The 22,547-nt window shown below is 65.8% G+C and carries 34 protein-coding genes and 2 tRNA genes; 28 read left to right on the forward strand and 8 right to left on the reverse strand.

Features of this window, described 5'->3' with window-relative positions:
- Positions 1-148: 148 nt before the first annotated feature.
- Positions 149-421: a hypothetical protein gene (locus tag NFT33_RS06645; RefSeq protein WP_220784506.1), complete on the forward strand. Its 273-nt coding sequence runs from the start codon at positions 149-151 to the stop codon at positions 419-421.
- A gap of 6 nt (positions 422-427) precedes the next feature.
- Here the strand turns inward: NFT33_RS06645 and NFT33_RS06650 are convergent, their stop codons facing one another.
- From NFT33_RS06650 to NFT33_RS06660, 3 genes are read right to left on the reverse strand one after another with little or no spacing between them, the layout of a single operon-like run.
- Positions 428-1,177, reverse strand: coding sequence for a 16S rRNA (uracil(1498)-N(3))-methyltransferase (locus NFT33_RS06650; RefSeq protein WP_251674062.1), 750 nt, complete (start codon positions 1,175-1,177; stop codon positions 428-430).
- 43 nt (positions 1,178-1,220) lie between these two features.
- On the reverse strand, positions 1,221-1,700 hold the full coding sequence (gene rfaE2 / locus NFT33_RS06655; RefSeq protein WP_149504673.1) for a D-glycero-beta-D-manno-heptose 1-phosphate adenylyltransferase: 480 nt from the start codon (positions 1,698-1,700) through the stop codon (positions 1,221-1,223).
- Positions 1,701-1,743: 43 nt separating this feature from the next.
- Positions 1,744-3,270, reverse strand: coding sequence for a YifB family Mg chelatase-like AAA ATPase (locus NFT33_RS06660; protein WP_220784503.1), 1,527 nt, complete (start codon positions 3,268-3,270; stop codon positions 1,744-1,746).
- Between the two features lie 303 nt (positions 3,271-3,573).
- Between NFT33_RS06660 and NFT33_RS06665 the strand changes: the two genes are divergently transcribed.
- The 23 genes from NFT33_RS06665 (at position 3,574) to NFT33_RS06775 (ending at position 16,755) form a co-directional block, all read left to right on the forward strand.
- Positions 3,574-3,912, forward strand: a complete 339-nt coding sequence (locus NFT33_RS06665; RefSeq protein WP_149504671.1) for a P-II family nitrogen regulator — start codon at positions 3,574-3,576, stop codon at positions 3,910-3,912.
- A gap of 28 nt (positions 3,913-3,940) precedes the next feature.
- The gene (locus tag NFT33_RS06670; protein WP_259373321.1) at positions 3,941-5,449 is read left to right on the forward strand and encodes an ammonium transporter; all 1,509 of its coding nucleotides are present in this window, start codon (positions 3,941-3,943) and stop codon (positions 5,447-5,449) included.
- A gap of 149 nt (positions 5,450-5,598) precedes the next feature.
- The gene (gene gshA, locus NFT33_RS06675) at positions 5,599-6,894 is read left to right on the forward strand and encodes a glutamate--cysteine ligase (protein ID WP_251674064.1); all 1,296 of its coding nucleotides are present in this window, start codon (positions 5,599-5,601) and stop codon (positions 6,892-6,894) included.
- A 238-nt stretch (positions 6,895-7,132) separates the two neighbouring features.
- Positions 7,133-7,501 (forward strand): 50S ribosomal protein L14, encoded by a 369-nt coding sequence (rplN, locus tag NFT33_RS06680; RefSeq protein WP_012348938.1) that lies wholly within the window; start codon positions 7,133-7,135, stop codon positions 7,499-7,501.
- Positions 7,502-7,522: 21 nt separating this feature from the next.
- Positions 7,523-7,840, forward strand: coding sequence for a 50S ribosomal protein L24 (gene rplX, locus NFT33_RS06685; RefSeq protein WP_149504668.1), 318 nt, complete (start codon positions 7,523-7,525; stop codon positions 7,838-7,840).
- A gap of 17 nt (positions 7,841-7,857) precedes the next feature.
- Positions 7,858-8,409, forward strand: a complete 552-nt coding sequence (gene rplE, locus NFT33_RS06690; protein ID WP_037485088.1) for a 50S ribosomal protein L5 — start codon at positions 7,858-7,860, stop codon at positions 8,407-8,409.
- Positions 8,410-8,423: 14 nt separating this feature from the next.
- Positions 8,424-8,729 carry a 30S ribosomal protein S14 gene (rpsN, locus tag NFT33_RS06695; protein ID WP_037485082.1) on the forward strand — a complete coding sequence of 102 codons (306 nt, stop codon included), beginning with the start codon at positions 8,424-8,426 and terminating at the stop codon, positions 8,727-8,729.
- Between the two features lie 32 nt (positions 8,730-8,761).
- Entirely contained in the window at positions 8,762-9,157 is a 396-nt protein-coding gene (rpsH, locus tag NFT33_RS06700) for a 30S ribosomal protein S8 (protein WP_037485079.1), read from the forward strand.
- 18 nt (positions 9,158-9,175) lie between these two features.
- On the forward strand, positions 9,176-9,709 hold the full coding sequence (gene rplF / locus NFT33_RS06705; RefSeq protein ID WP_149504667.1) for a 50S ribosomal protein L6: 534 nt from the start codon (positions 9,176-9,178) through the stop codon (positions 9,707-9,709).
- 11 nt (positions 9,710-9,720) lie between these two features.
- Complete coding sequence (rplR, locus tag NFT33_RS06710; protein WP_037485073.1) at positions 9,721-10,086, forward strand: 50S ribosomal protein L18; 366 nt, start codon at positions 9,721-9,723, stop codon at positions 10,084-10,086.
- Between the two features lie 30 nt (positions 10,087-10,116).
- Positions 10,117-10,635 carry a 30S ribosomal protein S5 gene (rpsE, locus tag NFT33_RS06715; RefSeq protein ID WP_037485069.1) on the forward strand — a complete coding sequence of 173 codons (519 nt, stop codon included), beginning with the start codon at positions 10,117-10,119 and terminating at the stop codon, positions 10,633-10,635.
- A 26-nt stretch (positions 10,636-10,661) separates the two neighbouring features.
- Positions 10,662-10,853, forward strand: coding sequence for a 50S ribosomal protein L30 (gene rpmD / locus NFT33_RS06720; protein WP_037485067.1), 192 nt, complete (start codon positions 10,662-10,664; stop codon positions 10,851-10,853).
- A 2-nt stretch (positions 10,854-10,855) separates the two neighbouring features.
- Positions 10,856-11,290 (forward strand): 50S ribosomal protein L15, encoded by a 435-nt coding sequence (rplO, locus tag NFT33_RS06725; RefSeq protein ID WP_037485065.1) that lies wholly within the window; start codon positions 10,856-10,858, stop codon positions 11,288-11,290.
- A gap of 46 nt (positions 11,291-11,336) precedes the next feature.
- Positions 11,337-12,647, forward strand: coding sequence for a preprotein translocase subunit SecY (gene secY, locus NFT33_RS06730; protein ID WP_037485064.1), 1,311 nt, complete (start codon positions 11,337-11,339; stop codon positions 12,645-12,647).
- Between the two features lie 69 nt (positions 12,648-12,716).
- Entirely contained in the window at positions 12,717-12,935 is a 219-nt protein-coding gene (infA, locus tag NFT33_RS06735) for a translation initiation factor IF-1 (RefSeq protein ID WP_004521905.1), read from the forward strand.
- 58 nt (positions 12,936-12,993) lie between these two features.
- Entirely contained in the window at positions 12,994-13,107 is a 114-nt protein-coding gene (gene rpmJ / locus NFT33_RS06740) for a 50S ribosomal protein L36 (RefSeq protein WP_037485061.1), read from the forward strand.
- A gap of 39 nt (positions 13,108-13,146) precedes the next feature.
- Positions 13,147-13,512: a 30S ribosomal protein S13 gene (gene rpsM / locus NFT33_RS06745; RefSeq protein ID WP_037485059.1), complete on the forward strand. Its 366-nt coding sequence runs from the start codon at positions 13,147-13,149 to the stop codon at positions 13,510-13,512.
- Positions 13,513-13,545: 33 nt separating this feature from the next.
- Positions 13,546-13,950 (forward strand): 30S ribosomal protein S11, encoded by a 405-nt coding sequence (gene rpsK, locus NFT33_RS06750; protein ID WP_037485057.1) that lies wholly within the window; start codon positions 13,546-13,548, stop codon positions 13,948-13,950.
- 223 nt (positions 13,951-14,173) lie between these two features.
- Positions 14,174-14,797, forward strand: a complete 624-nt coding sequence (rpsD, locus tag NFT33_RS06755; RefSeq protein WP_037485055.1) for a 30S ribosomal protein S4 — start codon at positions 14,174-14,176, stop codon at positions 14,795-14,797.
- Between the two features lie 139 nt (positions 14,798-14,936).
- A complete protein-coding gene (locus tag NFT33_RS06760) occupies positions 14,937-15,923 on the forward strand; it encodes a DNA-directed RNA polymerase subunit alpha (RefSeq protein ID WP_037485052.1) in 987 nt (328 codons plus the stop codon).
- A gap of 107 nt (positions 15,924-16,030) precedes the next feature.
- Positions 16,031-16,429: a 50S ribosomal protein L17 gene (gene rplQ / locus NFT33_RS06765; RefSeq protein ID WP_149504666.1), complete on the forward strand. Its 399-nt coding sequence runs from the start codon at positions 16,031-16,033 to the stop codon at positions 16,427-16,429.
- 86 nt (positions 16,430-16,515) lie between these two features.
- A tRNA-Met gene (locus NFT33_RS06770) sits at positions 16,516-16,592 on the forward strand.
- A gap of 86 nt (positions 16,593-16,678) precedes the next feature.
- Positions 16,679-16,755: transfer RNA gene (locus NFT33_RS06775), tRNA-Met, on the forward strand.
- A 52-nt stretch (positions 16,756-16,807) separates the two neighbouring features.
- On the opposite strand, the gene NFT33_RS06780 is transcribed toward NFT33_RS06775, so the two are convergent.
- Together NFT33_RS06780 and NFT33_RS06785 are read right to left on the reverse strand one after the other, a co-directional pair.
- Positions 16,808-17,806 (reverse strand): GGDEF domain-containing protein, encoded by a 999-nt coding sequence (locus NFT33_RS06780; protein WP_251674066.1) that lies wholly within the window; start codon positions 17,804-17,806, stop codon positions 16,808-16,810.
- Positions 17,807-17,865: 59 nt separating this feature from the next.
- Complete coding sequence (locus NFT33_RS06785) at positions 17,866-18,273, reverse strand: cupin domain-containing protein (RefSeq protein ID WP_251674068.1); 408 nt, start codon at positions 18,271-18,273, stop codon at positions 17,866-17,868.
- Positions 18,274-18,442: 169 nt separating this feature from the next.
- On the opposite strand from NFT33_RS06785, the gene NFT33_RS06790 reads away from it, so the two are divergent.
- From NFT33_RS06790 to NFT33_RS06800, 3 genes are all read left to right on the forward strand, one after another.
- Positions 18,443-18,670, forward strand: coding sequence for an oxidoreductase-like domain-containing protein (locus tag NFT33_RS06790; RefSeq protein WP_220784499.1), 228 nt, complete (start codon positions 18,443-18,445; stop codon positions 18,668-18,670).
- A 10-nt stretch (positions 18,671-18,680) separates the two neighbouring features.
- Positions 18,681-18,971 (forward strand): oxidoreductase-like domain-containing protein, encoded by a 291-nt coding sequence (locus NFT33_RS06795; RefSeq protein WP_251674070.1) that lies wholly within the window; start codon positions 18,681-18,683, stop codon positions 18,969-18,971.
- Positions 18,972-19,063: 92 nt separating this feature from the next.
- On the forward strand, positions 19,064-19,621 hold the full coding sequence (locus tag NFT33_RS06800) for a CAP domain-containing protein (RefSeq protein WP_251674072.1): 558 nt from the start codon (positions 19,064-19,066) through the stop codon (positions 19,619-19,621).
- Here the strand turns inward: NFT33_RS06800 and NFT33_RS06805 are convergent.
- The gene (locus NFT33_RS06805) at positions 19,537-20,781 is read right to left on the reverse strand and encodes an MFS transporter (protein ID WP_251674074.1); all 1,245 of its coding nucleotides are present in this window, start codon (positions 20,779-20,781) and stop codon (positions 19,537-19,539) included. The two genes, NFT33_RS06800 and NFT33_RS06805, sit on opposite strands and share 85 nt — an antisense overlap.
- A 66-nt stretch (positions 20,782-20,847) precedes the next feature.
- Between NFT33_RS06805 and NFT33_RS06810 the strand changes: the two genes are divergently transcribed.
- A complete protein-coding gene (locus NFT33_RS06810) occupies positions 20,848-21,765 on the forward strand; it encodes a LysR family transcriptional regulator (RefSeq protein ID WP_251674076.1) in 918 nt (305 codons plus the stop codon).
- An 85-nt stretch (positions 21,766-21,850) separates the two neighbouring features.
- Here the strand turns inward: NFT33_RS06810 and rpsJ are convergent, their stop codons facing one another.
- Together rpsJ and NFT33_RS06820 are read right to left on the reverse strand one after the other, a co-directional pair.
- Entirely contained in the window at positions 21,851-22,162 is a 312-nt protein-coding gene (rpsJ, locus tag NFT33_RS06815) for a 30S ribosomal protein S10 (RefSeq protein ID WP_037485042.1), read from the reverse strand.
- A 112-nt stretch (positions 22,163-22,274) separates the two neighbouring features.
- Positions 22,275-22,547, reverse strand: a 273-nt coding sequence (locus tag NFT33_RS06820) for an EF-Tu C-terminal domain-related protein (protein WP_473964562.1), incomplete at its 5' end; no start/stop codon positions are given.

Consider the following 22,547-nt stretch of genomic DNA (forward strand, 5'->3'; position numbering starts at 1 on the left):
GCCCACAAATGTTGCGGTCAGTTGCAACAGGAATCGACAAAAGGGGTCGGAGTCCGCAGGCAGCGCTAGACTGAATTGCCAGATCAGGGTGGATCCGATGTCCTTGCACAGGAAACCGAAGACCCAGCAGGCTTTCCTGCTGGAAGCCATGCAGCGCATGGGAATGGATGCCGACCAGTTCGCGCGGCGCCTGGGCGCGTCGCGGCGTCGGCTCGACGACTGGCTGCGTGCACCGGGCGAGCCGGGCTATGTCGAGCTTGATCCTGTGATCTGGACCTTCGTGCGCGAGATTCTCGAGCGCCTCGATGAGCGCGACACCGTGCGCGATGCACTGCTGCCGAACGATCCGCCGACGGCGGCGCTGTCCGCGCCGATCCACGCCGCCACCCCGATCGTGCCGACGACGACCTGGCTGACCTGATCCGGCTCAGGCCCCCAGGCGCTCCTGCAGGCCCAGCGCGGCCAGCACCGCCAGCGGCGCGGTCTCCGAGCGCAGCACCCGGGCGCCAAGGCTGACCGCCACCGCACCGGCCGCGCGCGCGGCCGCCTCCTCGGCCGGCGACAGCCCGCCCTCCGGCCCGCTGATCACCCGCACCCGACCACCTGTGCGCAGCGCGGTGGCCCGCTCGGCCAGCGGTCGTGCCTCGCCCAGACTCAGCAGCCACAGCGGCGCTCCGGTGTCGGCCTTGGCCTCGCCCAGCGCCTGTGCCAGCGTGCGCACCGGCGCGATGAGCGGCACGCGGGTGCGGCCGCACTGCTCGGCCGCGGCGCGGGCCACGCCCTGCCAGTGCTCGCGCCGGCGCTCGGCACGTTCGCCCGACAGCCGCAGCACCGAGCGCTCGCACACCAGCGGCTCGATCGCCGCCACGCCCAGCTCGGTGGCCTTCTCGACCAGCCAGTCGAAGCGGTCGTTGGCCGGCATGCCTGCCAGCAGCACGATGTCGATCGGCAGCTCGCGGTCGACCGGGTCATGCGCACCGATGCGCACCTCGACCGACTGCCGCCCCATCGCCAGGATCTCCGCCGACCATTCGCCACCGCGGCCGTCGAACAGCGTGATCGCCTCGCCGGGCTGCATGCGCAGCACCTGGACATGGCGGGCCGGGCCGGGCGGCAGCGCGATCTCGGCGCCGGTGCTCAGCGCGGTGTCGGTCTCGATGTGCAGGCGTGCGGGCATGGGGCAGCGTGGAGAGAAGGAAGATAAACGAGTCGGTGCGCGCTCAGGCGCGGATGCGCCGCACCAGCGCGGTGGTCGAGTAGCCGTCGACGAAGGAGATCGCGCGGGCGTCGCCGCCCCAGCTGCGCACCAGGCGGGTTTCCTCGAGCGTCTCGATGTCGTAGTCGCCGCCCTTCACATAGAGATCGGGACGGATCTCGGTCAGCAGCTCGCACGGCGTCTGCTCGTCGAACAGCACCACCAGCGAGACGCTCTCGAGCGCGGCCAGCAGGCAGGCGCGGTCGGCCTCTGCATTGAGCGGGCGGTCCGGCCCCTTGCCGAGCTTGCGTGCCGAGGCGTCGCTGTTGAGCCCGAGCACCAGGCTGGCGCCCATCGCGCGCGCCTGCGCAAGATAGGTCGCATGACCGCGGTGCAGGATGTCGAAGACCCCGTTGGTGAAGACCATCGGGCGGGGCAGGGCGGCCAGCCGCGCCGGCAGATCGCGGCGCAGGCAGAGCTTGTCGAGAAAGGCGGGCGGCGTCATGGGGCGCGATTGTCGCCGCTCGGGCGCCCGGCGTGCGTGCGGGTCAGCGGCCGGGCAGCGCGCGGCGCAGCTGGATCGCCTCGGCGACATGGATCACGCCGAGGGTGTCGGCCTCGGCCAGATCGGCGATGGTGCGTGCCACCCGCAGCACCCGGTGCAGGCTGCGGCCCGACCAGCCCAGCCGGCTGGCGGCGGTGTTGAGAAAGCGCGTCGCCTCCGGCTCGGCGCGCACCTGCTCGTTGAGCTGGCCGGCTTCCAGCTCGGCATTGCTGCCGCCCTGGCGGGCCTGCTGGCGCCGGCGCGCCTCGGCCACCCGCTCGGCCACCGCCCGGCTGGGCTCGCCGTCGGGCGCGCCGGTCAGCTCCTCGGGCGGGATGGCCAGCACCTCGACACGCAGGTCGATGCGGTCGAGCAGCGGCCCCGACAGCTTGTTCTGGTAGCGCTGCACCGCCTCGGGCGTGCAGCGGCAGGGCTTGGCGGTCGAGCCGAGCATGCCGCAGGGGCAAGGGTTCATCGCGGCGACCAGCTGGCAGCGCGCCGGGAACTCGGCCTGCTGCGCCGCGCGCGAGATGGTGATGCGGCCGTTCTCGAGCGGCTCGCGCAGCGCCTCGAGTGCGCCGCGCGGGAATTCGGGCAGCTCGTCCAGGAACAGGATGCCGTGATGCGCCAGGGAAATCTCGCCGGGTCGCGGCGGCGAGCCGCCCCCCACCAGCGCGACCGACGAGGCGCTGTGGTGCGGCGAGCGCAGCACCCGCCGTGCCCAGTCGGCCGGCTCGAAGCGCCCGGCCAGGCTCAGCACCGCAGCCGATTCCAGCGCCTCCTCCTCGGACAGCGGCGGCAGCAGCCCGGCCAGGCGCTGCGCCAGCATCGACTTGCCGGTTCCGGGCGGACCGACCAGCAGCAGCGAATGCCGCCCGGCCGCGGCGATCTCGAGCGCCCGCTTGGCCGCGGCCTGCCCGCGCACATCCTGCAGGTCGGGCAGGCCGGCGCCGGCGCGCACCTCGACCGGGCGCGGCCGCGGCAGCACCGGGGTGGGTGGATCGCCGGGCTCGACCGGCTGCAGCGCCTCGACGATCTCGTCGAGGTGGTCGGCGCAGCGCAGCGCCAGGCCCGGCACCAGCGCAGCCTCCTCGGCGCTGCGCCGCGGCAGCACCAGGGTGCGGCTCCGCCCGCTGCGCTGCAGCGCCAGCGCCATCGGCAGCGCGCCGCGCACCGGGCGCAGGTCGCCCGCCAGAGAGAGTTCGCCGGCGAACTCCAGCCCGTCGAGCGCCGCTGCATCGATGTGGCCGGCCGCGGCCAGGATGCCCAGCGCGATCGGCAGGTCGAAGCGACCGCCCTCCTTGGGCAGATCGGCCGGCGCGAGATTGACGGTGATGCGCCGGTTGTGCGGGAAGTCCAGCCCGCTGTGCTGCATCGCCGCGCGCACCCGCTCGCGTGCTTCCTTGACCTCGGTGTCGGCCAGGCCGACCAGCGTGAACGAGGGCAGGCCGTTGGCGAGGTGGACCTCGACCGTGACCTCGGGGGCCTGCAGCCCGAGCAGGGCGCGGCTGTGGACGATGGCAAGCGACATGGTGGTGCGCGGCAGCAGGTGTCTGTGCGCGGACGGTGCACCGGCCGCGGGCCTGTGCGGATTGTGCGAAGCGCATCACGGGCTGCATCTCGCCCCGATGGGGGTATGGAACCAGCTTGGTGCATTCCCATGGCACCGAAATGGGTCGACATGCCGGCTCGTGTGGCATCGCGGGCCGGTCCGGGGCGTGGTCCTGATGCGTATCAATGGCGCGTCGGCGTGCGCATGGCATGGCACGGAAGATGCAGCAGGGGCTCCCAGCCACTTTCCATCACCAGTCAGTCAGATCAACCAGGAGCTGCCATGAAGATGGTCACTGCCATCATCAAGCCCTTCAAGCTCGACGAGGTCCGCGAGGCTCTCGGCAACATCGGCGTGCAGGGCATCACCGTCACCGAGGTGAAGGGCTTCGGACGTCAGAAGGGTCACACCGAGCTGTACCGCGGTGCCGAGTACGTCGTCGACTTCCTTCCGAAGGTCAAGATCGAGGCCGCCGTCGACGACGGCATCGTCGACCGGGTCATCGAGGCGATCGAGGGCGCGGCCCGCACCGGCAAGATCGGTGACGGCAAGATCTTCGTGACGCCCCTGGAGCAGGTTCTGCGCATCCGCACCGGCGAGACCGGCAAGGATGCGCTCTGATCAACCGCCCGACGAGACAACCATGTCAATGAACAAGAAACTGCTCGCCGGTCTGCCGCTGGGGCTGGCCGCCCTGGGTCTGACCGATCTCGCTCTCGCACAGGACGCCGCGGCGTCCGCGCCTGCCGTGGCCGAGGCCGCCTCCGCGGTGGCCGAGGCGGCTTCTGCCGTCACCGAGGCTGCCGCCGCCGCACCGGCACCGACCTTCGACAAGGGCGACGTGTCGTGGATGATGCTGTCCACCCTGCTGGTCATCATGATGGCCGTGCCGGGCCTGGCCCTGTTCTACGGCGGCCTGGTGCGCGCCAAGAACATGCTGTCGGTGCTGATGCAGGTGATGGTCACCTTCTCGCTGGTCGTCGTGCTGTGGTTCGTCTACGGCTACAGCCTGGCCTTCACCGAGGGCAATGCCTTCATCGGCGGCTTCGATCGCCTGTTCATGAACGGCGTCTGGGACAACGTCGCGGGCACCTTCGCGCCGGCGGCCACCTTCAGCAAGGGTGTCTACATTCCCGAGATCGTCTTCGCGGCGTTCCAGGCGACCTTCGCGGGCATCACCTGCGCGCTGATCGTCGGCGCCTTCGCCGAGCGCGCGAAGTTCTCGGCGGTGCTGATGTTCATGGTGCTGTGGTTCACCTTCAGCTATGCGCCGATCGCGCACATGGTCTGGTTCTGGATGGGGCCTGACGCCTATGCCTCGAAGGACGTGGTCGACGCGATGAACGCCAAGGCCGGCCTGATCTGGCAGCACGGCGCGCTGGACTTCGCCGGCGGCACCGTCGTGCACATCAACGCCGCGGTGGCCGGTCTGGTGGGCTCCTACATGATCGGCAAGCGCATCGGCTACGGTCGCGAAGCCTTCATGCCGCACTCGCTGACGCTGACGATGGTCGGTGCCTCGCTGCTGTGGGTGGGCTGGTTCGGCTTCAACGCCGGCTCGGCCCTGGAAGCCAACAACTTCGCCGCGCTGGCCTTCATCAACACCTTCGCTGCCACCGCCGCCGCGGTGCTGGCCTGGTGCCTGGGCGAAGGCCTGATGAAGGGCAAGGCCTCGATGCTGGGTGCCGCCTCCGGTGCGGTCGCCGGTCTGGTCGCGATCACCCCGGCCGCCGGCAACGTCGGCATCGTCGGTGCGCTGATCATCGGGTTCATCTCCGGCTTCGTCTGCCTGTGGGGCGTGCATGGCCTCAAGCGCATGCTGGGCGCCGACGACTCGCTCGACGTGTTCGGCGTGCACGGCGTGGGCGGCATCCTGGGCGCGCTGCTGACCGGCGTGTTCAACTCGCCGAACCTGGGCGGCCCGAGCGTCGTCGCCGACTGGGTCACCGTCGGCATGGTCGCCCCGGACGCCTACTCGATCGCCTCGCAGGTCTGGATCCAGGCCAAGGGCGTGCTGATCACCATCGTGTGGTCGGCGGTGGTCTCGGTGATCGCCTTCAAGATCGTCGACCTGGTCATCGGCCTGCGCGTGCCGGAAGACGACGAGCGCGAGGGCCTGGACATCACCTCGCACGGCGAGACCGCCTACTCGAAGTGATGCCGGTCTGCTGACCGCACCCGCAAGGGGCCGCCTCAGGGCGGCCCCTTTTGCTTTGGACCCCTGCCCGCATCTGCAGACCTTCCTAGAATCGTCGACATTCCCTTCATCCGTCCTTCCCTTTCCTCTTCCTGAGCAGGTCGTCCACCATGGTTCCCCATCTCGTCACCGCCCTGAACGGCCCGATCAACGAACTGGAAGCGCGCATGCTGGACTCGGTGCCGGCGATCGAGCGCTGGTTCCGCCTGGAGTGGATGGAGCACACCCCGCCGCTCTACACCTCGGTGGACGTGCGCAATGCCGGCTTCAAGCTCGCGCCGGTCGACACCAATCTCTTTCCGGGCGGCTGGAACAACCTGACGTCCGAGATGCTGCCGCTGGCGGTGCAGGCGGCGATGGCCGCGATCGAGAAGATCTGTCCCGAGGCGAAGAACCTGCTGCTGATTCCCGAGAAGCACACCCGCAACAGCTTCTATCTGACCAATGTCGCGCGGCTGGTGCAGATCTTCACGCAGGCCGGCCTGAACGTGCGCCTGGGCACGCTCGACCCCGAGATCACCGCGCCGACCGAGCTGGCGCTGCCCGGCGGCGACACGCTGACCATCGAGCCGCTGATCCGCAGCCAGCGCCGCCTGGGGCTGAAGAACTTCGATCCCTGCACCATCCTGCTGAACAACGACCTGTCGGCCGGCATTCCTGCGGTGCTGGAAGGTCTGCACGAGCAGTACCTGCTGCCGCCGCTGCACGCCGGCTGGGCGGTGCGGCGCAAGACGAACCACTTCCAGGCCTATGAGGAAGTGGCCAAGAAGTTCTCCAAGCTGATGGGCATGGACCCGTGGCTGATCAACCCGATGTACACCCGCTGCGGCGAGGTCAACTTCGGCGAGGGCAGCGGCATCGAGTGCGTGCAGACCAATGTCGACGCGCTGCTGAACAAGATCCGCCGCAAGTACAAGGAATACGGCATCAACGAGAAGCCGTTTGTCATCGTCAAGGCCGACAACGGCACCTACGGCATGGGCATCATGACGGTGCGCGATGCCAAGCAGCTCGAGGAGATCAACCGCCGCACCCGCAACAAGATGAGCGTCATCAAGGACGGCCAGGAGGTCACCGAGGTGATCATCCAGGAGGGCGTGCCGACCTGCGAGCGCATCAACGAGGCGGTGGCCGAACCGGTGGTCTACATGCTCGACCGCTATGTGGTGGGCGGCTTCTACCGGGTGCACGCCGACCGGGGCATCGACGAGAACCTGAACTCGCCGGGCGCGCAGTTCGTGCCGCTGGCCTTCGCGGAGTCGGGTCACATGGCGCGTGCCGGCGCCAAGCCGGGCGCCAGCGCGCCGAACCGCTTCTACATGTATGGCGTCGTCGGGCGGCTGGCGATGCTGGCGGCCAGCTACGAGCTGGAGGCCACCGATCCCGACGCCGAGGTGTACACCTGAGCGCCGGCATCGCCGCCCTGGCCTCGGCCGGATCGGGCTTGTTGACATGAGCCCGAAATGGCGGCATACTCCGTGATTCTTCTGGCTTGCGCGCGTGCCTAGCCGTACGTGGCGCAATCTGGTTTCGCCCCAAACGCAGAACCTCGATGGAGACGTCGAGAGGCTGTGACGGGCCCAAGACTGACCGCGAGCGGTGGCCGAGTGGGGCTGTTAGCGCGGGATAAGTTGGGGATTCCACATGATCCAAATGCAATCGCGACTCGACGTCGCGGACAACACCGGTGCGAAGTCCGTCATGTGCATCAAGGTGCTCGGCGGCTCGAAGCGTCGTTATGCCGGCATCGGCGACGTGATCAAGGTCAGCATCAAGGATGCGGCCCCGCGTGGTCGTGTCAAAAAGGGCGAGGTCTACAACGCCGTCGTCGTGCGCACCGCCAAGGGCGTGCGTCGTCAGGACGGCTCGCTCGTCAAGTTCGATGGCAATGCAGCCGTGCTGCTCAATGCCAAGTTGGAGCCGATCGGCACCCGCATCTTCGGCCCGGTGACGCGTGAACTGCGTACCGAGCGCTTCATGAAGATCGTGTCGCTGGCTCCGGAAGTGCTCTAAGCCGACCGCGAAGGACTGGCCATGAACAAGATTCGCAAGGGCGACGAGGTCATCGTGCTGACCGGTCGCGACAAGGGCAAGCGCGGTACGGTTTCTCTGCGCGTCGATGCCGACCACCTGGTGGTCGATGGCGTCAACGTCGTCAAGAAGCATGTGCGCCCGAACCCGCTGAAGGGCACGACCGGTGGCATCGTCGACAAGACCATGCCGATCCACCAATCCAATGTGGCGATCTTCAACCCCGCGACCGGCAAGGCCGACCGCGTGGGCATCAAGCTGCTTGACGACGGCAAGAAAGTGCGCGTCTTCAAGTCCAGCGGCGAAGAGATCAAGGCCTGAGGCGGGGTAGAGAAGACATGTCTCAACAGCAAGCTCGTCTGCAGACCTTCTATCGCGAGAAGGTCGTCGCCGATCTGATGGCCAAGTTTGGCTACAAGTCGGTCATGGAAGTGCCGCGCCTGACCAAGATCACCCTGAACATGGGTGTCTCGGAAGCCGTGTCGGACAAGAAGGTCATGGACCACGCCGTCGGCGATCTGACCAAGATCGCTGGCCAGAAGCCGGTCGTCACCAAGTCGCGCAAGGCGATCGCGGGTTTCAAGATCCGCGAGAACGTGCCCATCGGCTGCATGGTGACCCTGCGCGGCGTGCGCATGTACGAATTCCTGGATCGCTTCGTCACGATCGCGCTGCCGCGCGTTCGCGACTTCCGTGGTATCTCGGGCCGTTCGTTCGACGGTCGCGGCAACTACAACATCGGCGTCAAGGAACAGATCATCTTCCCGGAAATCGAGTACGACAAGGTGGATGCTCTGCGTGGTCTGAACATCAGCATCACGACGACCGCGACGACCGACGACGAGTGCAAGGCGCTGCTGGCTGCCTTCCGCTTCCCGTTCAAGAACTGAGGCCGAGGCTCACCATGGCAAAAGTTGCCCTCATCCAGCGCGAAGAAAAGCGCGAGAAGCTGGTCGCCAAGTACGCCAAGAAGTTCGCTGAACTGAAGGCGATCATCGACGACCAGAGCAAGTCGGAAGAAGAGCGTTACATGGCTCGCCTGGCGCTGCAGAAGCTGCCGCGCAATGCCAACCCGACCCGTCTGCGCAGCCGCTGCGAGATCACCGGTCGTCCGCGTGGCACCTTCCGCAAGTTCGGTCTGGCGCGCAACAAGATTCGTGAACTGGCCTTCCGTGGCGACATCCCCGGTGTCGTCAAGGCGAGCTGGTAAGCCGGCCCCAGGGCACGAACAGGAGTTATTCCATGAGCATGAGTGATCCGATCGCCGACATGCTGACCCGCATCCGCAACGCTCAGATGGTCGAGAAGACCAGCGTCGCGATGCCGTCGTCCAAGCTGAAGACCGCGATTGCGCAGGTCCTGAAGGACGAGGGTTACATCGATGGTTTCCAGGTGAAGACCGAGAGCGGCAAGTCGCAGCTCGAGATCTCGCTGAAGTATTACGCTGGTCGTCCGGTCATCGAGCGCATCGAGCGCGTGAGCCGTCCCGGTCTGCGCATCTACAAGGGCCGTCACGACATTCCCCAGGTCCAGAACGGTCTGGGTGTGGCCATCGTCACCACGCCGAAGGGCGTGATGACCGACCGCAAGGCGCGCGCTGCCGGCATCGGCGGCGAAGTGCTCTGCTACGTCGCCTAACCGCAGGAGACACACACAATGTCCCGCGTTGGAAAAATGCCGATCGCCATCCCGCAAGGCGTGGATGTGGCGATCACCGAGGACCAGATCAGCGTCAAGGGTGCCAAGGGCACGCTGGTGCGTCCGGCCCATCGCCTGGTCAAGGTGAGCAACGAGTCCGGCAAGCTGTCGTTTGCTCCGGCGGATGAATCCGCTGAAGCCAACGCCATGTCCGGCACCGTGCGTGCCCTGGTCAACAACATGGTCGAGGGTGTCAGCAAGGGCTTCGAGCGCAAGCTGAACCTGGTGGGCGTGGGCTTCCGTGCCCAGGCTCAAGGCCAGAAGCTGAACCTGCAGATCGGTTTCTCGCATCCGGTGGTCAAGGAAATGCCGGAAGGCATCAAGGTCGAGTGCCCGACGCCGACCGAAATCCTGATCAAGGGTGCAGACCGTCAGGTCGTCGGCCAGCTCGCCGCTGAAGTGCGTGCCTTCCGTCCCCCCGAGCCCTACAAGGGCAAGGGCATCCGTTATTCGGATGAGAAGGTCACCCTGAAAGAGACGAAGAAGAAGTAAGGAGCCGCACCATGTTGAACAAGAAAGAACAGCGCCTGCGCCGCTCCCGTCAGACCCGTGCCCGCATTGCCCTGCAGCGCGTGGCCCGTCTGACCGTCTTCCGCTCGAATCTGCACATCTACGCCAGCGTCGTCTCCGAAGACGGCTCGAAGGTGCTCGTCAGCGCCTCGACCGCCGAGAAGGACGTGCGCGAGCAGCTGGGCGCCGCCGGCAAGGGTGGCAATGTCGATGCAGCCACGCTGATCGGCAAGCGCATCGCCGAGAAGGCCAAGGCCGCCGGCATCGAGAAGGTTGCATTCGACCGTTCCGGTTTCGCCTATCACGGCCGCGTCAAGGCGCTGGCCGAGGCGGCCCGCGAAGCGGGTCTGCAGTTCTGACGCCCCGGCTCGCACACGAAGGAACACGAAATGGCTAAGTTTCAACCGAAGGTTGCGGACGAGGGTCGCGACGACGGCATGCGCGAGAAGATGATCCAGGTGAACCGCGTGACCAAGGTGGTCAAGGGCGGTCGGATCATGGCGTTTGCTGCGCTGACGGTGGTCGGCGATGGCGACGGTCGCGTCGGCATGGGCAAGGGCAAGGCGCGCGAAGTGCCGGCCTCGGTCCAGAAGGCGATGGAGTCTGCTCGTCGCAACATGGTCAAGGTCCCGCTGCGCAATGGCACCGTGCCGCACAACGCGACTGGTGAGCATGGCGCTGCCAAGGTGCTGCTGGCACCGGCTCCTGCCGGTACCGGTATCATCGCCGGCGGTCCGATGCGCGCGGTCTTCGAAGTCATGGGCATCACCGATGTCGTCGCCAAGAGCCTGGGTTCGTCGAACCCGTACAACATGGTTCGTGCGACCTTCGACGCCCTGTCGCGCATGACGACCGCCTCCGAGGTGGCCGCCAAGCGTGGCAAGACGATCGAAGAGATCTTCAACTGAAGCGTCGATCGGCAAGGAAAGACACCATGTCTGAAAATACCGACAAGAAGACCGTCAAGGTCAAGCTGGTCAAGAGCCCGATCAGCACCCGCGCTTCGCACCGTGCCACGGTCCGCGGCCTGGGTCTGCGCAAGCTCAACAGCGAGTCCGTGCTGGAAGACACCCCGGCGGTGCGCGGCATGATCAACAAGATTTCGTACCTGGTGAAGGTGCTCTAATCATGGAACTCAATTCGATCAAGCCGGCAGAAGGCGCCAAGCACGCCAAGCGCCGCGTCGGTCGCGGCATCGGTTCCGGTCTGGGCAAGACCGCCGGTCGTGGTCACAAGGGTCAGAAGTCTCGTGCAGGCGGCTACCACAAGGTGGGCTTCGAAGGCGGTCAGATGCCGCTGCAGCGTCGCCTGCCCAAGCGTGGCTTCAAGTCGCACCTGCTGAAGTTCAATGACGAAGTCACCCTGGCTCAGCTGCAGGATCTGTCGGTCGAGGAAATCGATCTGGCCGTCCTGAAGAACGCCGGTCTGGTGAGCGTGCGTGCACTGAACGTCAAGGTCGTCAAGTCCGGCGAACTGTCGAAGAAGGTTGTCCTGAAGGGCATCGGCGCGACCGCCGGCGCCAAGGCGGCCATCGAGGCGGCAGGCGGATCGATCGCGGCCTGATCGGCCACGACGTCGGCTACATCTCGACTCGAGCAACAGGTTCCAAGTGGCATCCAACGCAACACAACTGGCCAAGAGCGGAAAGTTCGGCGACCTCCGTCGTCGCCTTGTCTTCCTGCTGCTTGCACTGGTGGTCTACCGCATCGGCGCCCATATTCCCGTTCCAGGCATCAATCCTGACCAGCTGGCACAGCTGTTCAAGAGCCAGGAGGGCGGGATACTGAACCTGTTCAACATGTTCTCCGGCGGTGCGCTGTCGCGCTTCACCGTCTTCGCGCTGGGCATCATGCCCTACATCTCGGCCTCGATCATCATGCAGCTCATGGGCTATGTGGTGCCGACGCTGGAGGCGCTGAAGAAGGAAGGCGAGGCAGGTCGTCGCAAGATCACGCAGTACACCCGCTACGGTGCCCTGGCGCTGGCTCTGTTCCAGTCGATCGGCATCGCGGTGGCGCTGGAAGGCTCCCCGGGCCTGGTGATCGATCCGGGTCCGATGTTCCGCATCACGGCGGTGGTCAGTCTGACGGCTGGCACGATGTTCCTGATGTGGCTGGGTGAGCAGATCACCGAGCGGGGTCTGGGCAACGGCATCTCGATCCTGATCTTCGCGGGTATCGCGGCGGGCCTGCCCAGCGCGATCGGCGGCCTGATCAACCTGGTCAACACCGGCGCGATGAGCATCATCGTCTCGCTGCTGATCATCGCGATCGTGATCGCCGTGACCTATGTGGTGGTCTTCGTCGAGCGGGCTCAGCGCAAGATCCTGGTCAACTACGCCAAGCGCCAGGTCGGCAACAAGGTCTATGGTGGCCAGTCGTCGCACCTGCCGCTGAAGGTCAACATGGCCGGCGTGATCCCGCCGATCTTTGCCTCGTCGATCATTCTTCTGCCCGCCACGGTTGTTGGCTGGTTCGCCACCAGCGAAAGCATGAGCTGGCTGAAGGATGTGTCTGCGGCACTGTCGCCGGGTCAGCCGATCTATGTGCTGCTGTATGCAGCGATGATCGTGTTCTTCTGCTTCTTCTACACGGCGCTCGTGTTCAACAGCCGCGAGACTGCTGACAATCTGAAGAAGAGTGGCGCGTTCATTCCGGGCATCCGTCCGGGTGACCAGACCGCACGCTACATCGACAAGATCCTTGCTCGTCTGACGCTGGGTGGCGCGGTCTACATCACGCTGGTGTGTCTGCTGCCCGAGTTCCTGGTCCTGAAGTACAACGTGCCGTTCTACTTCGGTGGCACTTCGCTGCTGATCATCGTGGTCGTCACGATGGACTTCTGGGCGCAGGTGCAGTCGTACGTGATGTCGCAGCAGTACGAGGCTCTTCTGAAGAAGTCGAGCTTCAAGGCAGGCTGAGGACATCACGGACCAGGAAAGACATCCATTCGGAGAGCAACGTCAGAGTCAACGTGGTGAGCCGACGAGATGGCCAAAGACGACGTTATCCAGATGCAGGGGGAGGTCATAGAGAACCTCCCCAACGCCACCTTCCGGGTCAAGCTGGAAAACGGCCATGTGGTGCTGGGGCACATCTCCGGGAAGATGCGCATGCACTACATCCGCATCCTGCCCGGTGACAAGGTGACCGTTGAACTGACCCCCTACGACCTGAGTCGTGCTCGCATCGTTTTCCGGGCGAAGTGAGCGAATCCATCAACACAGTCCGGAAGAGAAGCGCAAGCCGCCGATCAAGGAGAAGACCATGAAAGTCTCGGCATCCGTCAAGACGATCTGCCGCAATTGCAAGATCATCCGTCGCAAGGGTGTGGTCCGCGTGATCTGCACCGATCCGCGCCACAAGCAGCGCCAGGGCTGAGTTTCTCGCTCGACTGCTGCAACCGTTTAGAGGACGCACATGGCACGTATTGCTGGTATCAACATTCCGCCGCACAAGCACGCCGAGATCGGTCTGACCGCGATCTACGGCATCGGCCGCACCACCGCGCAACAGATCTGCACGACCTGCGGCATCCCGTTCGACAAGAAGGTCAAGGACCTGACGGACGGCGATCTTGAAAAGATCCGCGAAGAAGTCGGTCGCATGACGATCGAGGGCGACCTGCGCCGCGAGATCTCGATCAACATCAAGCGCCTGATGGATCTGGGCTGCTACCGTGGCTTCCGCCACCGTCGCGGTCTGCCGATGCGCGGTCAGCGCACCCGCACCAACGCCCGTACCCGCAAGGGTCCGAAGAAGGGCGCTGCTGCGCTGAAGAAGTAAGCGCCACTTCGTCGCGCTGGAAAGACTCGAGTCATGGCAAAAGCACCCGTCAACAACGCTGCTCGCCGCGTGAGCAAGAAGGTCCGCAAGAACGTTGCGGATGGCGTCGCGCACGTGCACGCATCGTTCAACAACACCATCATCACGATCACCGATCGCCAGGGCAACGCCCTGTCGTGGGCATCGAGCGGTGGCCAGGGCTTCAAGGGTTCGCGCAAGTCGACCCCGTTCGCCGCCCAGGTCGCAGCCGAAGTCGCCGGTCGTGCTGCTCAGGAACAGGGCATCAAGAACCTGGACGTCAAGATCAAGGGCCCGGGCCCGGGTCGCGAGTCGTCGGTTCGCGCGCTGGCCTCGCTGGGCATCCGCATCGCGTCGATCTCCGACGTGACGCCGGTCCCGCACAACGGCTGCCGTCCGCAGAAGCGTCGCCGCATCTGAGGCTGCCTGCATGAGGTGTGCGTGACTCTTGCAGTCACGGCATCGGATTGCCTTATAATCGCAGGTTCGCCGGCGAGCGCCATAGCGTGCTCGCCGGCAATCTCGTTGAAGAGCCGCGCTGTGCGGCTCCTCTCATCCCTGAAGACCACCGTCATGGCGCCTGGCGCGCACATGACTCGCGCACGATCCGCGTGCGTCAGACATTCTCACAAGGACACCGTCCGTGGCACGTTATCTCGGCCCGAAGGCCAAACTTTCCCGCCGTGAAGGCACCGACCTGTTCCTGAAGAGCGCCCGCCGCTCGATCAGCGACAAGGCCAAGTTCGACACCAAGCCGGGCCAGCACGGCCGCACCTCGGGCAGCCGCACCTCCGACTACGGCCTGCAGCTGCGCGAGAAGCAGAAGGTCAAGCGCATGTACGGCGTGCTGGAGAAGCAGTTCCGCCGCTACTTCGCCGAGGCCGAGCGCCGCAAGGGCAACACCGGCGCCACGCTGCTGTCGCTGCTGGAATCGCGTCTGGACAACGTCGTCTATCGCATGGGCTTCGGCTCGACCCGCGCGGAAGCCCGCCAGCTGGTCTCGCACAAGTCGATCACCGTCAACGGCCAGGTCGTCAACATCCCGTCGTTCATGGTCAAGGCCGGTGATGTCGTCGCCGTGCGCGAGAAGGCCAAGAAGCAGCTGCGCATCGCTGACGCGCTGAAGCTGGCCGATTCGATCGGCCTGCCGGGCTGGGTTGCCGTCGACATCGCCAAGATGGAAGGTACCTTCAAGAAGTCGCCGGACCGCGACGAGTTCGGTGCCGAGATCAACGAATCGCTGATCGTCGAACTGTACTCGCGCTGATGTGCGAGAGGGCGCTTGCGGTCGTGCCGCAGGCGCCATCGGCCTCCTTGCGTCCCGGGCGCACGGAGGCTTTTCAATGCCCGGTGGGTCCATCAGCCTTATCGGTGTAACGAGCCGAGGGTATTGACAGGAACTTTGAATGCAAACCAATCTGCTGAAGCCCAAGGCCATCAACGTCGAACCGCTGGGCGGTCACCGTGCGAAGGTGACGCTGGAGCCGTTCGAGCGTGGCTATGGTCACACCCTGGGCAACGCGCTGCGCCGCGTGCTGCTGTCGTCGATGGTCGGCTATGCGCCCACCGAAGTGACGATCGCTGGCGTGCTGCACGAGTACTCGACGGTGGATGGCGTTCAGGAAGACGTGGTCCACATCATGCTCAACCTGAAGGGCGTGGTGTTCCGTCTGCACAACCGCGACGAGGTCACGCTGGTCCTGCGCAAGGAAGGCGAAGGCCCGGTCACCGCGCGCGACATCCAGACGCCGCACGATGTCGAGATCATCAACCCGGACCTGGTCATCGCGCACCTGGCCCAGGGCGGCAAGCTCGACATGCAGATCAAGGTCGAGAAGGGCCGTGGCTACGTGCCGGGCACGATGCGCCGCTACGCGGACGAGCCGACCAAGTCGATCGGCCGCATCGTGCTGGATGCCTCGTTCTCGCCGGTCAAGCGTGTCAGCTACACGGTCGAGAGCGCCCGCGTCGAGCAGCGCACCGATCTGGACAAGCTGGTGATGGAGATCGAGACCAACGGTGCGATCTCCCCGGAAGAGGCCGTGCGTGCCTCGGCCAAGATCCTCGTCGAGCAGCTGGCGGTGTTCGCGCAGCTGGAAGGCAACGATCTGGCCGGCATCGTCGAGCCGGCGCCGCGTGCCCAGCACTTCGACCCGATCCTGCTGCGTCCGGTCGACGAGCTCGAGCTCACCGTGCGTTCGGCCAACTGCCTGAAGGCCGAGAACATCTATTACATCGGCGACCTGATCCAGCGCACCGAGACCGAGCTGCTGAAGACCCCGAACCTGGGTCGCAAGTCGCTCAACGAGATCAAGGAAGTCCTGGCTTCCCGTGGTCTGACCCTCGGCGCGCGCCTGGAGAACTGGCCGCCGCAAGGTCTGGACAAGCGCTGATCCAGCGCTGACCCGGACTCATTCGGGCGAGCCGTTCCGGCGGCCGCCCGGTCCCCCGGTGGTACCTGATCCGGCCATCGGCATTAATTCAACGAAAGGACTTCACCATGCGTCACGGCAACGGCCTCCGCAAGCTCAACCGCACCTCGTCGCACCGTCTGGCGATGCTGCGCAACATGGCCAACTCGCTGATCGAGCACGAGGCCATCAAGACCACCGTGCCCAAGGCCAAGGAACTGCGTCGCGTCGTCGAGCCGCTGATCACCCTGGCCAAGGAGCCGACGCTGGCCAACAAGCGCCTGGCCTTCGACCGCCTGCGCAACCGCGACAACGTCGTCAAGCTGTTCAACGTGCTGGGCCCGCGCTTCCAGACCCGTCCGGGCGGCTACACCCGCATCCTGAAGATGGGTTTCCGCGTCGGCGACAACGCGCCGATGGCCTTCGTCGAGCTGGTCGACCGTCCTGATGTGGACGCGGCTGCTCCGGCCGAGCAAGCGGCCGAGTGATCGGCCTGATGCCGCTGGGCAAAGATTTTCTTTTCGAAAACTCTTGCCGCGGCGGCGTCTAAAGGTTTAGAATCTGATTCTTCAGTCGCGGGGTGGAGCAGTCTGGTAGCTCGTTGGGCTCATAACCCAAAGGTCGTCGGTTCAAATCCGGCCCCCGCAACCAGATTCAGTCGTGGTCAGGATATTCGCCAGAAACCTGATGACGTGAAAGGCAAGCAAAATGCTGCTGTCTTTCGAAGCGATTTCAGTCGCGGGGTGGAGCAGTCTGGTAGCTCGTTGGGCTCATAACCCAAAGGTCGTCGGTTCAAATCCGGCCCCCGCAACCAAGTCAGAAAAAGCCGATTCGATCAAATTCGAATCGGCTTTTTTATTTTCTTTTCAGAAGAATTCGACACCGCCGTCCTGATTCTTGGCCTGGAGCAGGCCGCAGGCGGTCAGGGTCTCGTACGACAGCGCCAGATTGCGGCCATTTTCCTTGGCGTGATAGACCGACTGGTCCGCCCGCTCGAAGGCGCTGCCCGGGGTGTCGCAGGCATCGATGGCGGTGAATCCGATGCTGACCGTCAGGTGCTCCACCCGCGGAAACGGTGTCTTCTCGACCTTGTCTCGAAAGCGCTCGAACGCGGCCTCTGCGCCTTGAGCATCATTGCAGCGCAGCAGCACCACGAACTCCTCGCCGCCGAAGCGGTAGAGCCTGTCGCTGGCGCGGAAGGTGCTCTTCATCAGTTGCGCCACCAGGATCAGCACCTCATCACCGATCAGGTGGCCGTGAACATCGTTGACCCGCTTGAAGTGGTCGATGTCGATGACACCGAGCCAGTGACCACCTTCCGTGCCCTGGCGGCGCCGTTCCAGGCCTTCAGCGGTCGATGCGCTGCCTGCATCGAGATTCAGCGCGGCACGAACGAAGGTCTCGTCGAAGGACTTGCGGTTGAGCAGCCGGGTCAACGAATCGCGTTCATTCTCGTCCAGCAGCGCGTGCAGGTGCATGCTGAAGCGCTGGATCGCATTCACGGTCCGCAGGAGTTCCTTGCTGATGACCGTGCTGGTGGTGATTTCCACCACCGCGATCTCGTCGCTGTCGCCGGTCAGCGGTACCAGCGTGCGGATGCCGCCCTGCTGCGCGGACACGGGCAGCAGCACGGGTTCGCTCAAGGTGATGCAGTGCAGCAGCAGCGGCTCTTCTTCTGCGGCAAGTGGCTCGTCCGGGGCAAGCTGATCGAACTGGCCGTGATGGCGGGTCACATACCACTTGCGCTGTTCTGCGGCATGGCTGCGCAGCACGCGCAGCCGCAGCGGAGCGAGGAGTTCAGCGAACAGGTCGACGAAACAGCTGTCGAGCGCGGCCGGGTCGCGCTGCCCGGCCAGTTGGGCCATGTGCTCGACAAGGTGTGACATGCGAAGACCTGGGACTCCGTGGAGAACAAGGATGGGAATCAGCCGCGCACGAAGAGCGTGCGCAGCGGCTCGTTGCCGAGCTGGCGACTCCAGTGACCATGCACCGCAGGATCGAACACCGCGCCTGCGGGCAGCACATCGGCCGAATAGAAATGCTGTCCGGCGCTGAAGATGCGCGAGCTCCCATCCTGCAGCCCGATCTCCATCTGGCCCGACAGGATGAAGACCCACTGCGGCTCGCCGGTGCAGTGAAAGTCGCTGCGAAATCCTGGCGGACTTTCGCGCAGCTGCAGCTCGCGTGCGGGCAGGGGTGACGACAGCCGTGCGGCAGGCTTGCCCTGGTCCAGCGCGATCGCCTGCTCGCGGAAGCGGGCACGCCCGTCGCTGTCGGTGAACAGGAGGGTCTGCAGGAAGATCGGCGGGGTGTCGGACGCAGGCTGGCTCATGTCGGAGGTGCGTGAAGTCGTGAACATCCGGGATTGTGCGTGCAGCATGGGGGCAATCGTCCAGGACGAATTGGACCTGATGTGCGGGCCACACAGGCTCCGAATAGTGCGGCTCCAGCCGGTCAGACTCTCGGCAACAGGAGTTGTGCTAGAAAGCCACCCCATCATGATGAGCGACCTTGTTCTCCAATCCTGGAACCCGACCGATCCTGGCGAGGCGCGTGCGCTGGTCAGTGCGGTCATCGCCCGTGCTCAATCCGAAGGGGTCGAGCTGTCCACGCCGCCGGTCGAGCCTGACAACTGCTGCGGCAACGGCTGCATCGGCTGCGTCTGGGACGGCTTCTACAGCGAGCTGGGCTACTGGCGCGACGAGGCGCTGCTGCGCTGGGCAGCCTGAGGGGCCGTGCATGCTCTGGCCCGCGATGACACCGCCCGACTACAGCGGGCTGGATGACGAGGCTCTGGCGCGAATCCAGCCGGCCCTGAAGATCGAGGCCGAGGCGCTGATCGCAGAAGTCATGGCCCGCGCGCAGCGTCATGCGGTGGCCGATGCGCTCCCGTCGGCGCCGCAGAGCCCGGTGAGCTGCTGCGGCCGTGGCTGCAGCAACTGCGTCTGGATCTATTTCTATGGCGAAGTGATGTTCTGGCGCGATGCCGCCCTGAGTCACTGGCTGCCTGCCAGACCGGTCACGGACTGACTCTCCGCGCACGGCGTGCCCCGCGGATGCGGGAGTGGTGACCCGTCAGTACCCCTCCACGATCGTGATTCTCGATCGTCATGGAGGGTGTCATGTTCAATGCGCATGGGGTGCTGCGCTGTTCTTGCGAGGTGGCTCTCGTCTGCTTGGCGCTGCTGCTTGCCGTTCCAGGCTGGTGCAGCAGCGAGCGTACGGCGGTTTCGATGTCCGTCCTCGAACTGGAAGTGCTGGCGCAGATCAACCAGATCCGGGCGCAGCACGGCCTGTCGGTGCTGGCGCCCGATCCGCGCCTGCAGCAGGCGGCAGCCCATCATTCGACCGACATGGCGGTCTCGCGCTGTTTCCAGCATGACGACTGCGACGGCGGGCGCTGGTCCGAACGCATTCAGGCCCATTACCCGCATGCGCAGCGCATTGCCGAGAATATCGCGGCGGGGCAGGACAGTACCGGTGCGGTGGTCGAGGGCTGGATGCGCAGCGAAGTGCATCGCGCCAACATCCTGAGACCGGAATGGCGAGGCACCGGCATCAGCCTGGTCAGCCTGCCGGGCAGCCCCTATGGCCACTACTGGACCCAGACCTTCGGGACGCTGCCGGCGCCCGTGCCGATGCCGATGCCGGAGCGCATGAGCCGTTCTTCGGCGCGCTGAGCCTGGTGCGAGCGCTGCAGGGCCAGCGCCCCCAGCAGCGTCAGCAGCAGCGAGGCGGGAATCAGTGTCTCCACGCCCGCCAGCCCGTAGAGACGCGCACCGGACCAGGCGCCCAGCGACATGCCCAGATACATCGCCGAGGCATTGGCCGCCAAGGCCAGGCTGCGCAAGGCAGGCGGCACCAGCTGGATCAGGCGCTGCTGCTGGGGGGCGGCGAACAGCAGGCCGCAGACCGACCACAGCATCATCAGCAGCACGCCGGGCAGAGGCCGGGCGGGTGCCAGCATCAGGCCGGCAAAGGCGAGCGTCAGGCCCAGCATCGAGAAGCGAATCAAGCGCACCGGGCCGAGGCGGCTGCCGAAGCGCCCGGCCAGCAGATTGCCGATCACGCCGCCCAGTCCGAACAGCATCAGCAGGGTGGTCATGTCGCCGCTGGCCAGACCGAAACGCTGGATCATCAGTGGCACCAGCAGGGTGTAGGCGCAGAACTGGCCTGCCATCAGCAGCAGCATCATCAGCAGCGCCCAGGCGGTGGCCGGGCGCTCGAGCACCCTCAGGAAGCCGGAGCCGGCAATGCGCGGGCCTGCCGTGCCCTCATCCAGCGCGCGCCACAGCATGAGGCCCAGCAGCGGCGAGCCGATCGCCAGCAGCATGAAGATCGTCCGCCACGAGCCGACATGGCCCAGCCAGGCCGCCAGCGGCGTGCCCAGCACGATGGCCAGCGTCATGCCGGCGAAGATGGTGGCCAGTGCGCTGGCTTGGCGCGAGGGTTCCACCAGGGCCGCGCCCTGGGCGGAGGCGGCCGGTCCGATGGCGGCAGCTCCCAGCGCCATCAGCACGCGGGCGGCTAGGCCTGCGCTCCAGTCCGGCGCCATGACCGTGGCCAGGGCGCCGAGGCCCAGCAGCAGCAGGCCCCCGCTGATCAGCTCGCGGCGAGGCCGATGGCCGAAAAGAACCTGCAGCAGCGGTGCCGCCACCGCAAAGGTCAGCGAATGCACCGCGACCAGCTCGGCGATGCGTGCCGGCGTGACCTGCCAGGCGCTGGCCATCGCCTCCAGCAGGCCGATCACCGCCAGCGAGGCGGTGCCGAAGAGGAAGTAGCTTGCGCCCAGGGCCGGCAGCAGCAGGCGGGCATGTCGAGCGGAAACAGCGTGACCCATGATGAACGGAGTCTCCGCCGTGCTGACGTATATTGGAAATCGTTTGTCTGTCTAGGAGGTATCGGTGTGATCGATCTGAAAGGGGTGGACCTGAACCTGCTGGTCTCGCTGTCGGTGCTGCTGGACGAGGGCAATGTGACCCGGGCGGCGCAGCGTCTGCATGTGGGGCAGCCGGCGCTGTCCGCGCAGCTGGCGCGGCTGAGACGGCTGTTCGACGATCCGTTGCTGGTGCCGGCGCCGGGCGGACGCGGCATGGCGGCCACGCCGCGTGCACAGGCCCTGGTCGAGCCGCTCCATGAGGCGCTGCGCGGTCTGGAGCAGCTGGTGCGTCAGCGTCCGGATTTCGATCCGCACCGTGACGAGCGCGTCTTCCAGGTGGCCGAGACCGACAATGCCTCGGTGATCGTCGGGCTGCCGCTGATCGAGGCGATGGCCCGGCAGGCCGGGCCGGGCGTGCGACTGGCACTGCGTGCGCCCGATGCGCCCGATGCGATCGCGCAGCTCGAGCGGGGCGACATCGATCTGCTGATCGGCACCGCCGACCGTGTTCCGGGCGCGATGCGATCACGCCAGCTGCTGACCGAGCGCTTCGTGCTGGTGCAGCGGCGCGGGCACCCGCGGGGCAGCGGGCCGCTGGATCCCGAGACCTACTGCCGGCTGACCCATGTGGTGGTCAGCACCACCGGCGGCAGCCACATCGGGCTGCTGGATGCGCATCTGGCCGGGCTGGGGCGTCGGCGCGAGATCGCGCTGTCGGTCCAGCATTTCACGCTGCTGCCGGAGATCGTGCGGGTGACCGATCATGTGGCGACCTTGCCGAGCCGTCTGGCCGAGCGTCATGCCGCGACGCTGGAGCCATTCGAGCTGCCCTTCGCGTCACCGCTGTTCTCGCTGCATGCGGCATGGCATCCGCGTCAGCATGCCGATCCGGCCTTGCGTTGGCTGCGGCAGCTGCTGGTCGATGCGCTGGCTGCGCAGGCATGAAAAAAGCGACCCGAAGGTCGCTTTCCTGGCAGGGCGTGTCATCAGCGGGTCATCCGCAGCGCGGACGATCCGGTGACGGGCACGATCACTGCAGCTTGATCTCGACGTCGACGCCAGCCGGCAGGTCGAGCTTCATCAGCGCGTCGACCGTCTTGTCGGTCGGGTCGATGATGTCCATCAGACGCTGGTGCGTGCGGATCTCGAACTGGTCGCGCGAGGTCTTGTTGACGTGCGGCGAACGCAGGATGTCGAAACGCTGCATGCGGGTCGGCAGGGGCACCGGGCCCTTGACGATCGCGCCGGTGCGCTTGGCGGTATCGACGATTTCCAGGGCCGACTGGTCGATCAGCTTGTAGTCGAACGCCTTCAGGCGGATGCGGATCTTTTGCTTCTGCATGACTTTTCCTTCGTAAAGAGCGATGCGGCCGGCGGCATCATGCCGCCTTGCTTGGCCGCGGAGAGGGAAGGGAAGGACTCACCCAGGCGAGGCCTTCCCGTCACACAAGAGCTCAGGCGATGATCTTGGCAACCACGCCGGCGCCGACGGTGCGGCCGCCTTCGCGGATGGCGAAGCGCAGACCTTCTTCCATGGCGATCGGGGCGATCAGCTTGACTTCGATCGACACGTTGTCACCCGGCATGACCATTTCCTTGCCTTCCGGCAGCTGAATGGCGCCGGTGACGTCGGTGGTACGGAAATAGAACTGCGGGCGGTAGTTGTTGAAGAACGGGGTGTGGCGGCCGCCTTCGTCCTTCGACAGCACGTAGACCTCACCGGTGAA

This window comes from Sphaerotilus sp. FB-3 (assembly GCF_023706025.1).
GTDB classification, from domain to species: Bacteria; Pseudomonadota; Gammaproteobacteria; order Burkholderiales; family Burkholderiaceae_C; genus Sphaerotilus; species Sphaerotilus sulfidivorans.

What these genes read in the sequence shown, in the direction of transcription:
- NFT33_RS06645 (WP_220784506.1), top strand. Translation starts at nt 149, where the DNA reads ATGCAGCGCATGGGAATGGATGCCGACCAGTTCGCGCGGCGCCTGGGC.
- NFT33_RS06650 (WP_251674062.1), bottom strand. Translation starts at nt 1,177, where the DNA reads ATGCCCGCACGCCTGCACATCGAGACCGACACCGCGCTGAGCACCGGC.
- rfaE2 (WP_149504673.1), bottom strand. Translation starts at nt 1,700, where the DNA reads ATGACGCCGCCCGCCTTTCTCGACAAGCTCTGCCTGCGCCGCGATCTG.
- NFT33_RS06660 (WP_220784503.1), bottom strand. Translation starts at nt 3,270, where the DNA reads ATGTCGCTTGCCATCGTCCACAGCCGCGCCCTGCTCGGGCTGCAGGCC.
- NFT33_RS06665 (WP_149504671.1), top strand. Translation starts at nt 3,574, where the DNA reads ATGAAGATGGTCACTGCCATCATCAAGCCCTTCAAGCTCGACGAGGTC.
- NFT33_RS06670 (WP_259373321.1), top strand. Translation starts at nt 3,941, where the DNA reads ATGAACAAGAAACTGCTCGCCGGTCTGCCGCTGGGGCTGGCCGCCCTG.
- gshA (WP_251674064.1), top strand. Translation starts at nt 5,599, where the DNA reads ATGGTTCCCCATCTCGTCACCGCCCTGAACGGCCCGATCAACGAACTG.
- rplN (WP_012348938.1), top strand. Translation starts at nt 7,133, where the DNA reads ATGATCCAAATGCAATCGCGACTCGACGTCGCGGACAACACCGGTGCG.
- rplX (WP_149504668.1), top strand. Translation starts at nt 7,523, where the DNA reads ATGAACAAGATTCGCAAGGGCGACGAGGTCATCGTGCTGACCGGTCGC.
- rplE (WP_037485088.1), top strand. Translation starts at nt 7,858, where the DNA reads ATGTCTCAACAGCAAGCTCGTCTGCAGACCTTCTATCGCGAGAAGGTC.
- rpsN (WP_037485082.1), top strand. Translation starts at nt 8,424, where the DNA reads ATGGCAAAAGTTGCCCTCATCCAGCGCGAAGAAAAGCGCGAGAAGCTG.
- rpsH (WP_037485079.1), top strand. Translation starts at nt 8,762, where the DNA reads ATGAGCATGAGTGATCCGATCGCCGACATGCTGACCCGCATCCGCAAC.
- rplF (WP_149504667.1), top strand. Translation starts at nt 9,176, where the DNA reads ATGTCCCGCGTTGGAAAAATGCCGATCGCCATCCCGCAAGGCGTGGAT.
- rplR (WP_037485073.1), top strand. Translation starts at nt 9,721, where the DNA reads ATGTTGAACAAGAAAGAACAGCGCCTGCGCCGCTCCCGTCAGACCCGT.
- rpsE (WP_037485069.1), top strand. Translation starts at nt 10,117, where the DNA reads ATGGCTAAGTTTCAACCGAAGGTTGCGGACGAGGGTCGCGACGACGGC.
- rpmD (WP_037485067.1), top strand. Translation starts at nt 10,662, where the DNA reads ATGTCTGAAAATACCGACAAGAAGACCGTCAAGGTCAAGCTGGTCAAG.
- rplO (WP_037485065.1), top strand. Translation starts at nt 10,856, where the DNA reads ATGGAACTCAATTCGATCAAGCCGGCAGAAGGCGCCAAGCACGCCAAG.
- infA (WP_004521905.1), top strand. Translation starts at nt 12,717, where the DNA reads ATGGCCAAAGACGACGTTATCCAGATGCAGGGGGAGGTCATAGAGAAC.
- rpmJ (WP_037485061.1), top strand. Translation starts at nt 12,994, where the DNA reads ATGAAAGTCTCGGCATCCGTCAAGACGATCTGCCGCAATTGCAAGATC.
- rpsM (WP_037485059.1), top strand. Translation starts at nt 13,147, where the DNA reads ATGGCACGTATTGCTGGTATCAACATTCCGCCGCACAAGCACGCCGAG.
- rpsK (WP_037485057.1), top strand. Translation starts at nt 13,546, where the DNA reads ATGGCAAAAGCACCCGTCAACAACGCTGCTCGCCGCGTGAGCAAGAAG.
- NFT33_RS06760 (WP_037485052.1), top strand. Translation starts at nt 14,937, where the DNA reads ATGCAAACCAATCTGCTGAAGCCCAAGGCCATCAACGTCGAACCGCTG.
- rplQ (WP_149504666.1), top strand. Translation starts at nt 16,031, where the DNA reads ATGCGTCACGGCAACGGCCTCCGCAAGCTCAACCGCACCTCGTCGCAC.
- NFT33_RS06780 (WP_251674066.1), bottom strand. Translation starts at nt 17,806, where the DNA reads ATGGCCCAACTGGCCGGGCAGCGCGACCCGGCCGCGCTCGACAGCTGT.
- NFT33_RS06785 (WP_251674068.1), bottom strand. Translation starts at nt 18,273, where the DNA reads ATGAGCCAGCCTGCGTCCGACACCCCGCCGATCTTCCTGCAGACCCTC.
- NFT33_RS06790 (WP_220784499.1), top strand. Translation starts at nt 18,443, where the DNA reads ATGAGCGACCTTGTTCTCCAATCCTGGAACCCGACCGATCCTGGCGAG.
- NFT33_RS06795 (WP_251674070.1), top strand. Translation starts at nt 18,681, where the DNA reads ATGCTCTGGCCCGCGATGACACCGCCCGACTACAGCGGGCTGGATGAC.
- NFT33_RS06800 (WP_251674072.1), top strand. Translation starts at nt 19,064, where the DNA reads ATGTTCAATGCGCATGGGGTGCTGCGCTGTTCTTGCGAGGTGGCTCTC.
- NFT33_RS06805 (WP_251674074.1), bottom strand. Translation starts at nt 20,781, where the DNA reads ATGGGTCACGCTGTTTCCGCTCGACATGCCCGCCTGCTGCTGCCGGCC.
- rpsJ (WP_037485042.1), bottom strand. Translation starts at nt 22,162, where the DNA reads ATGCAGAAGCAAAAGATCCGCATCCGCCTGAAGGCGTTCGACTACAAG.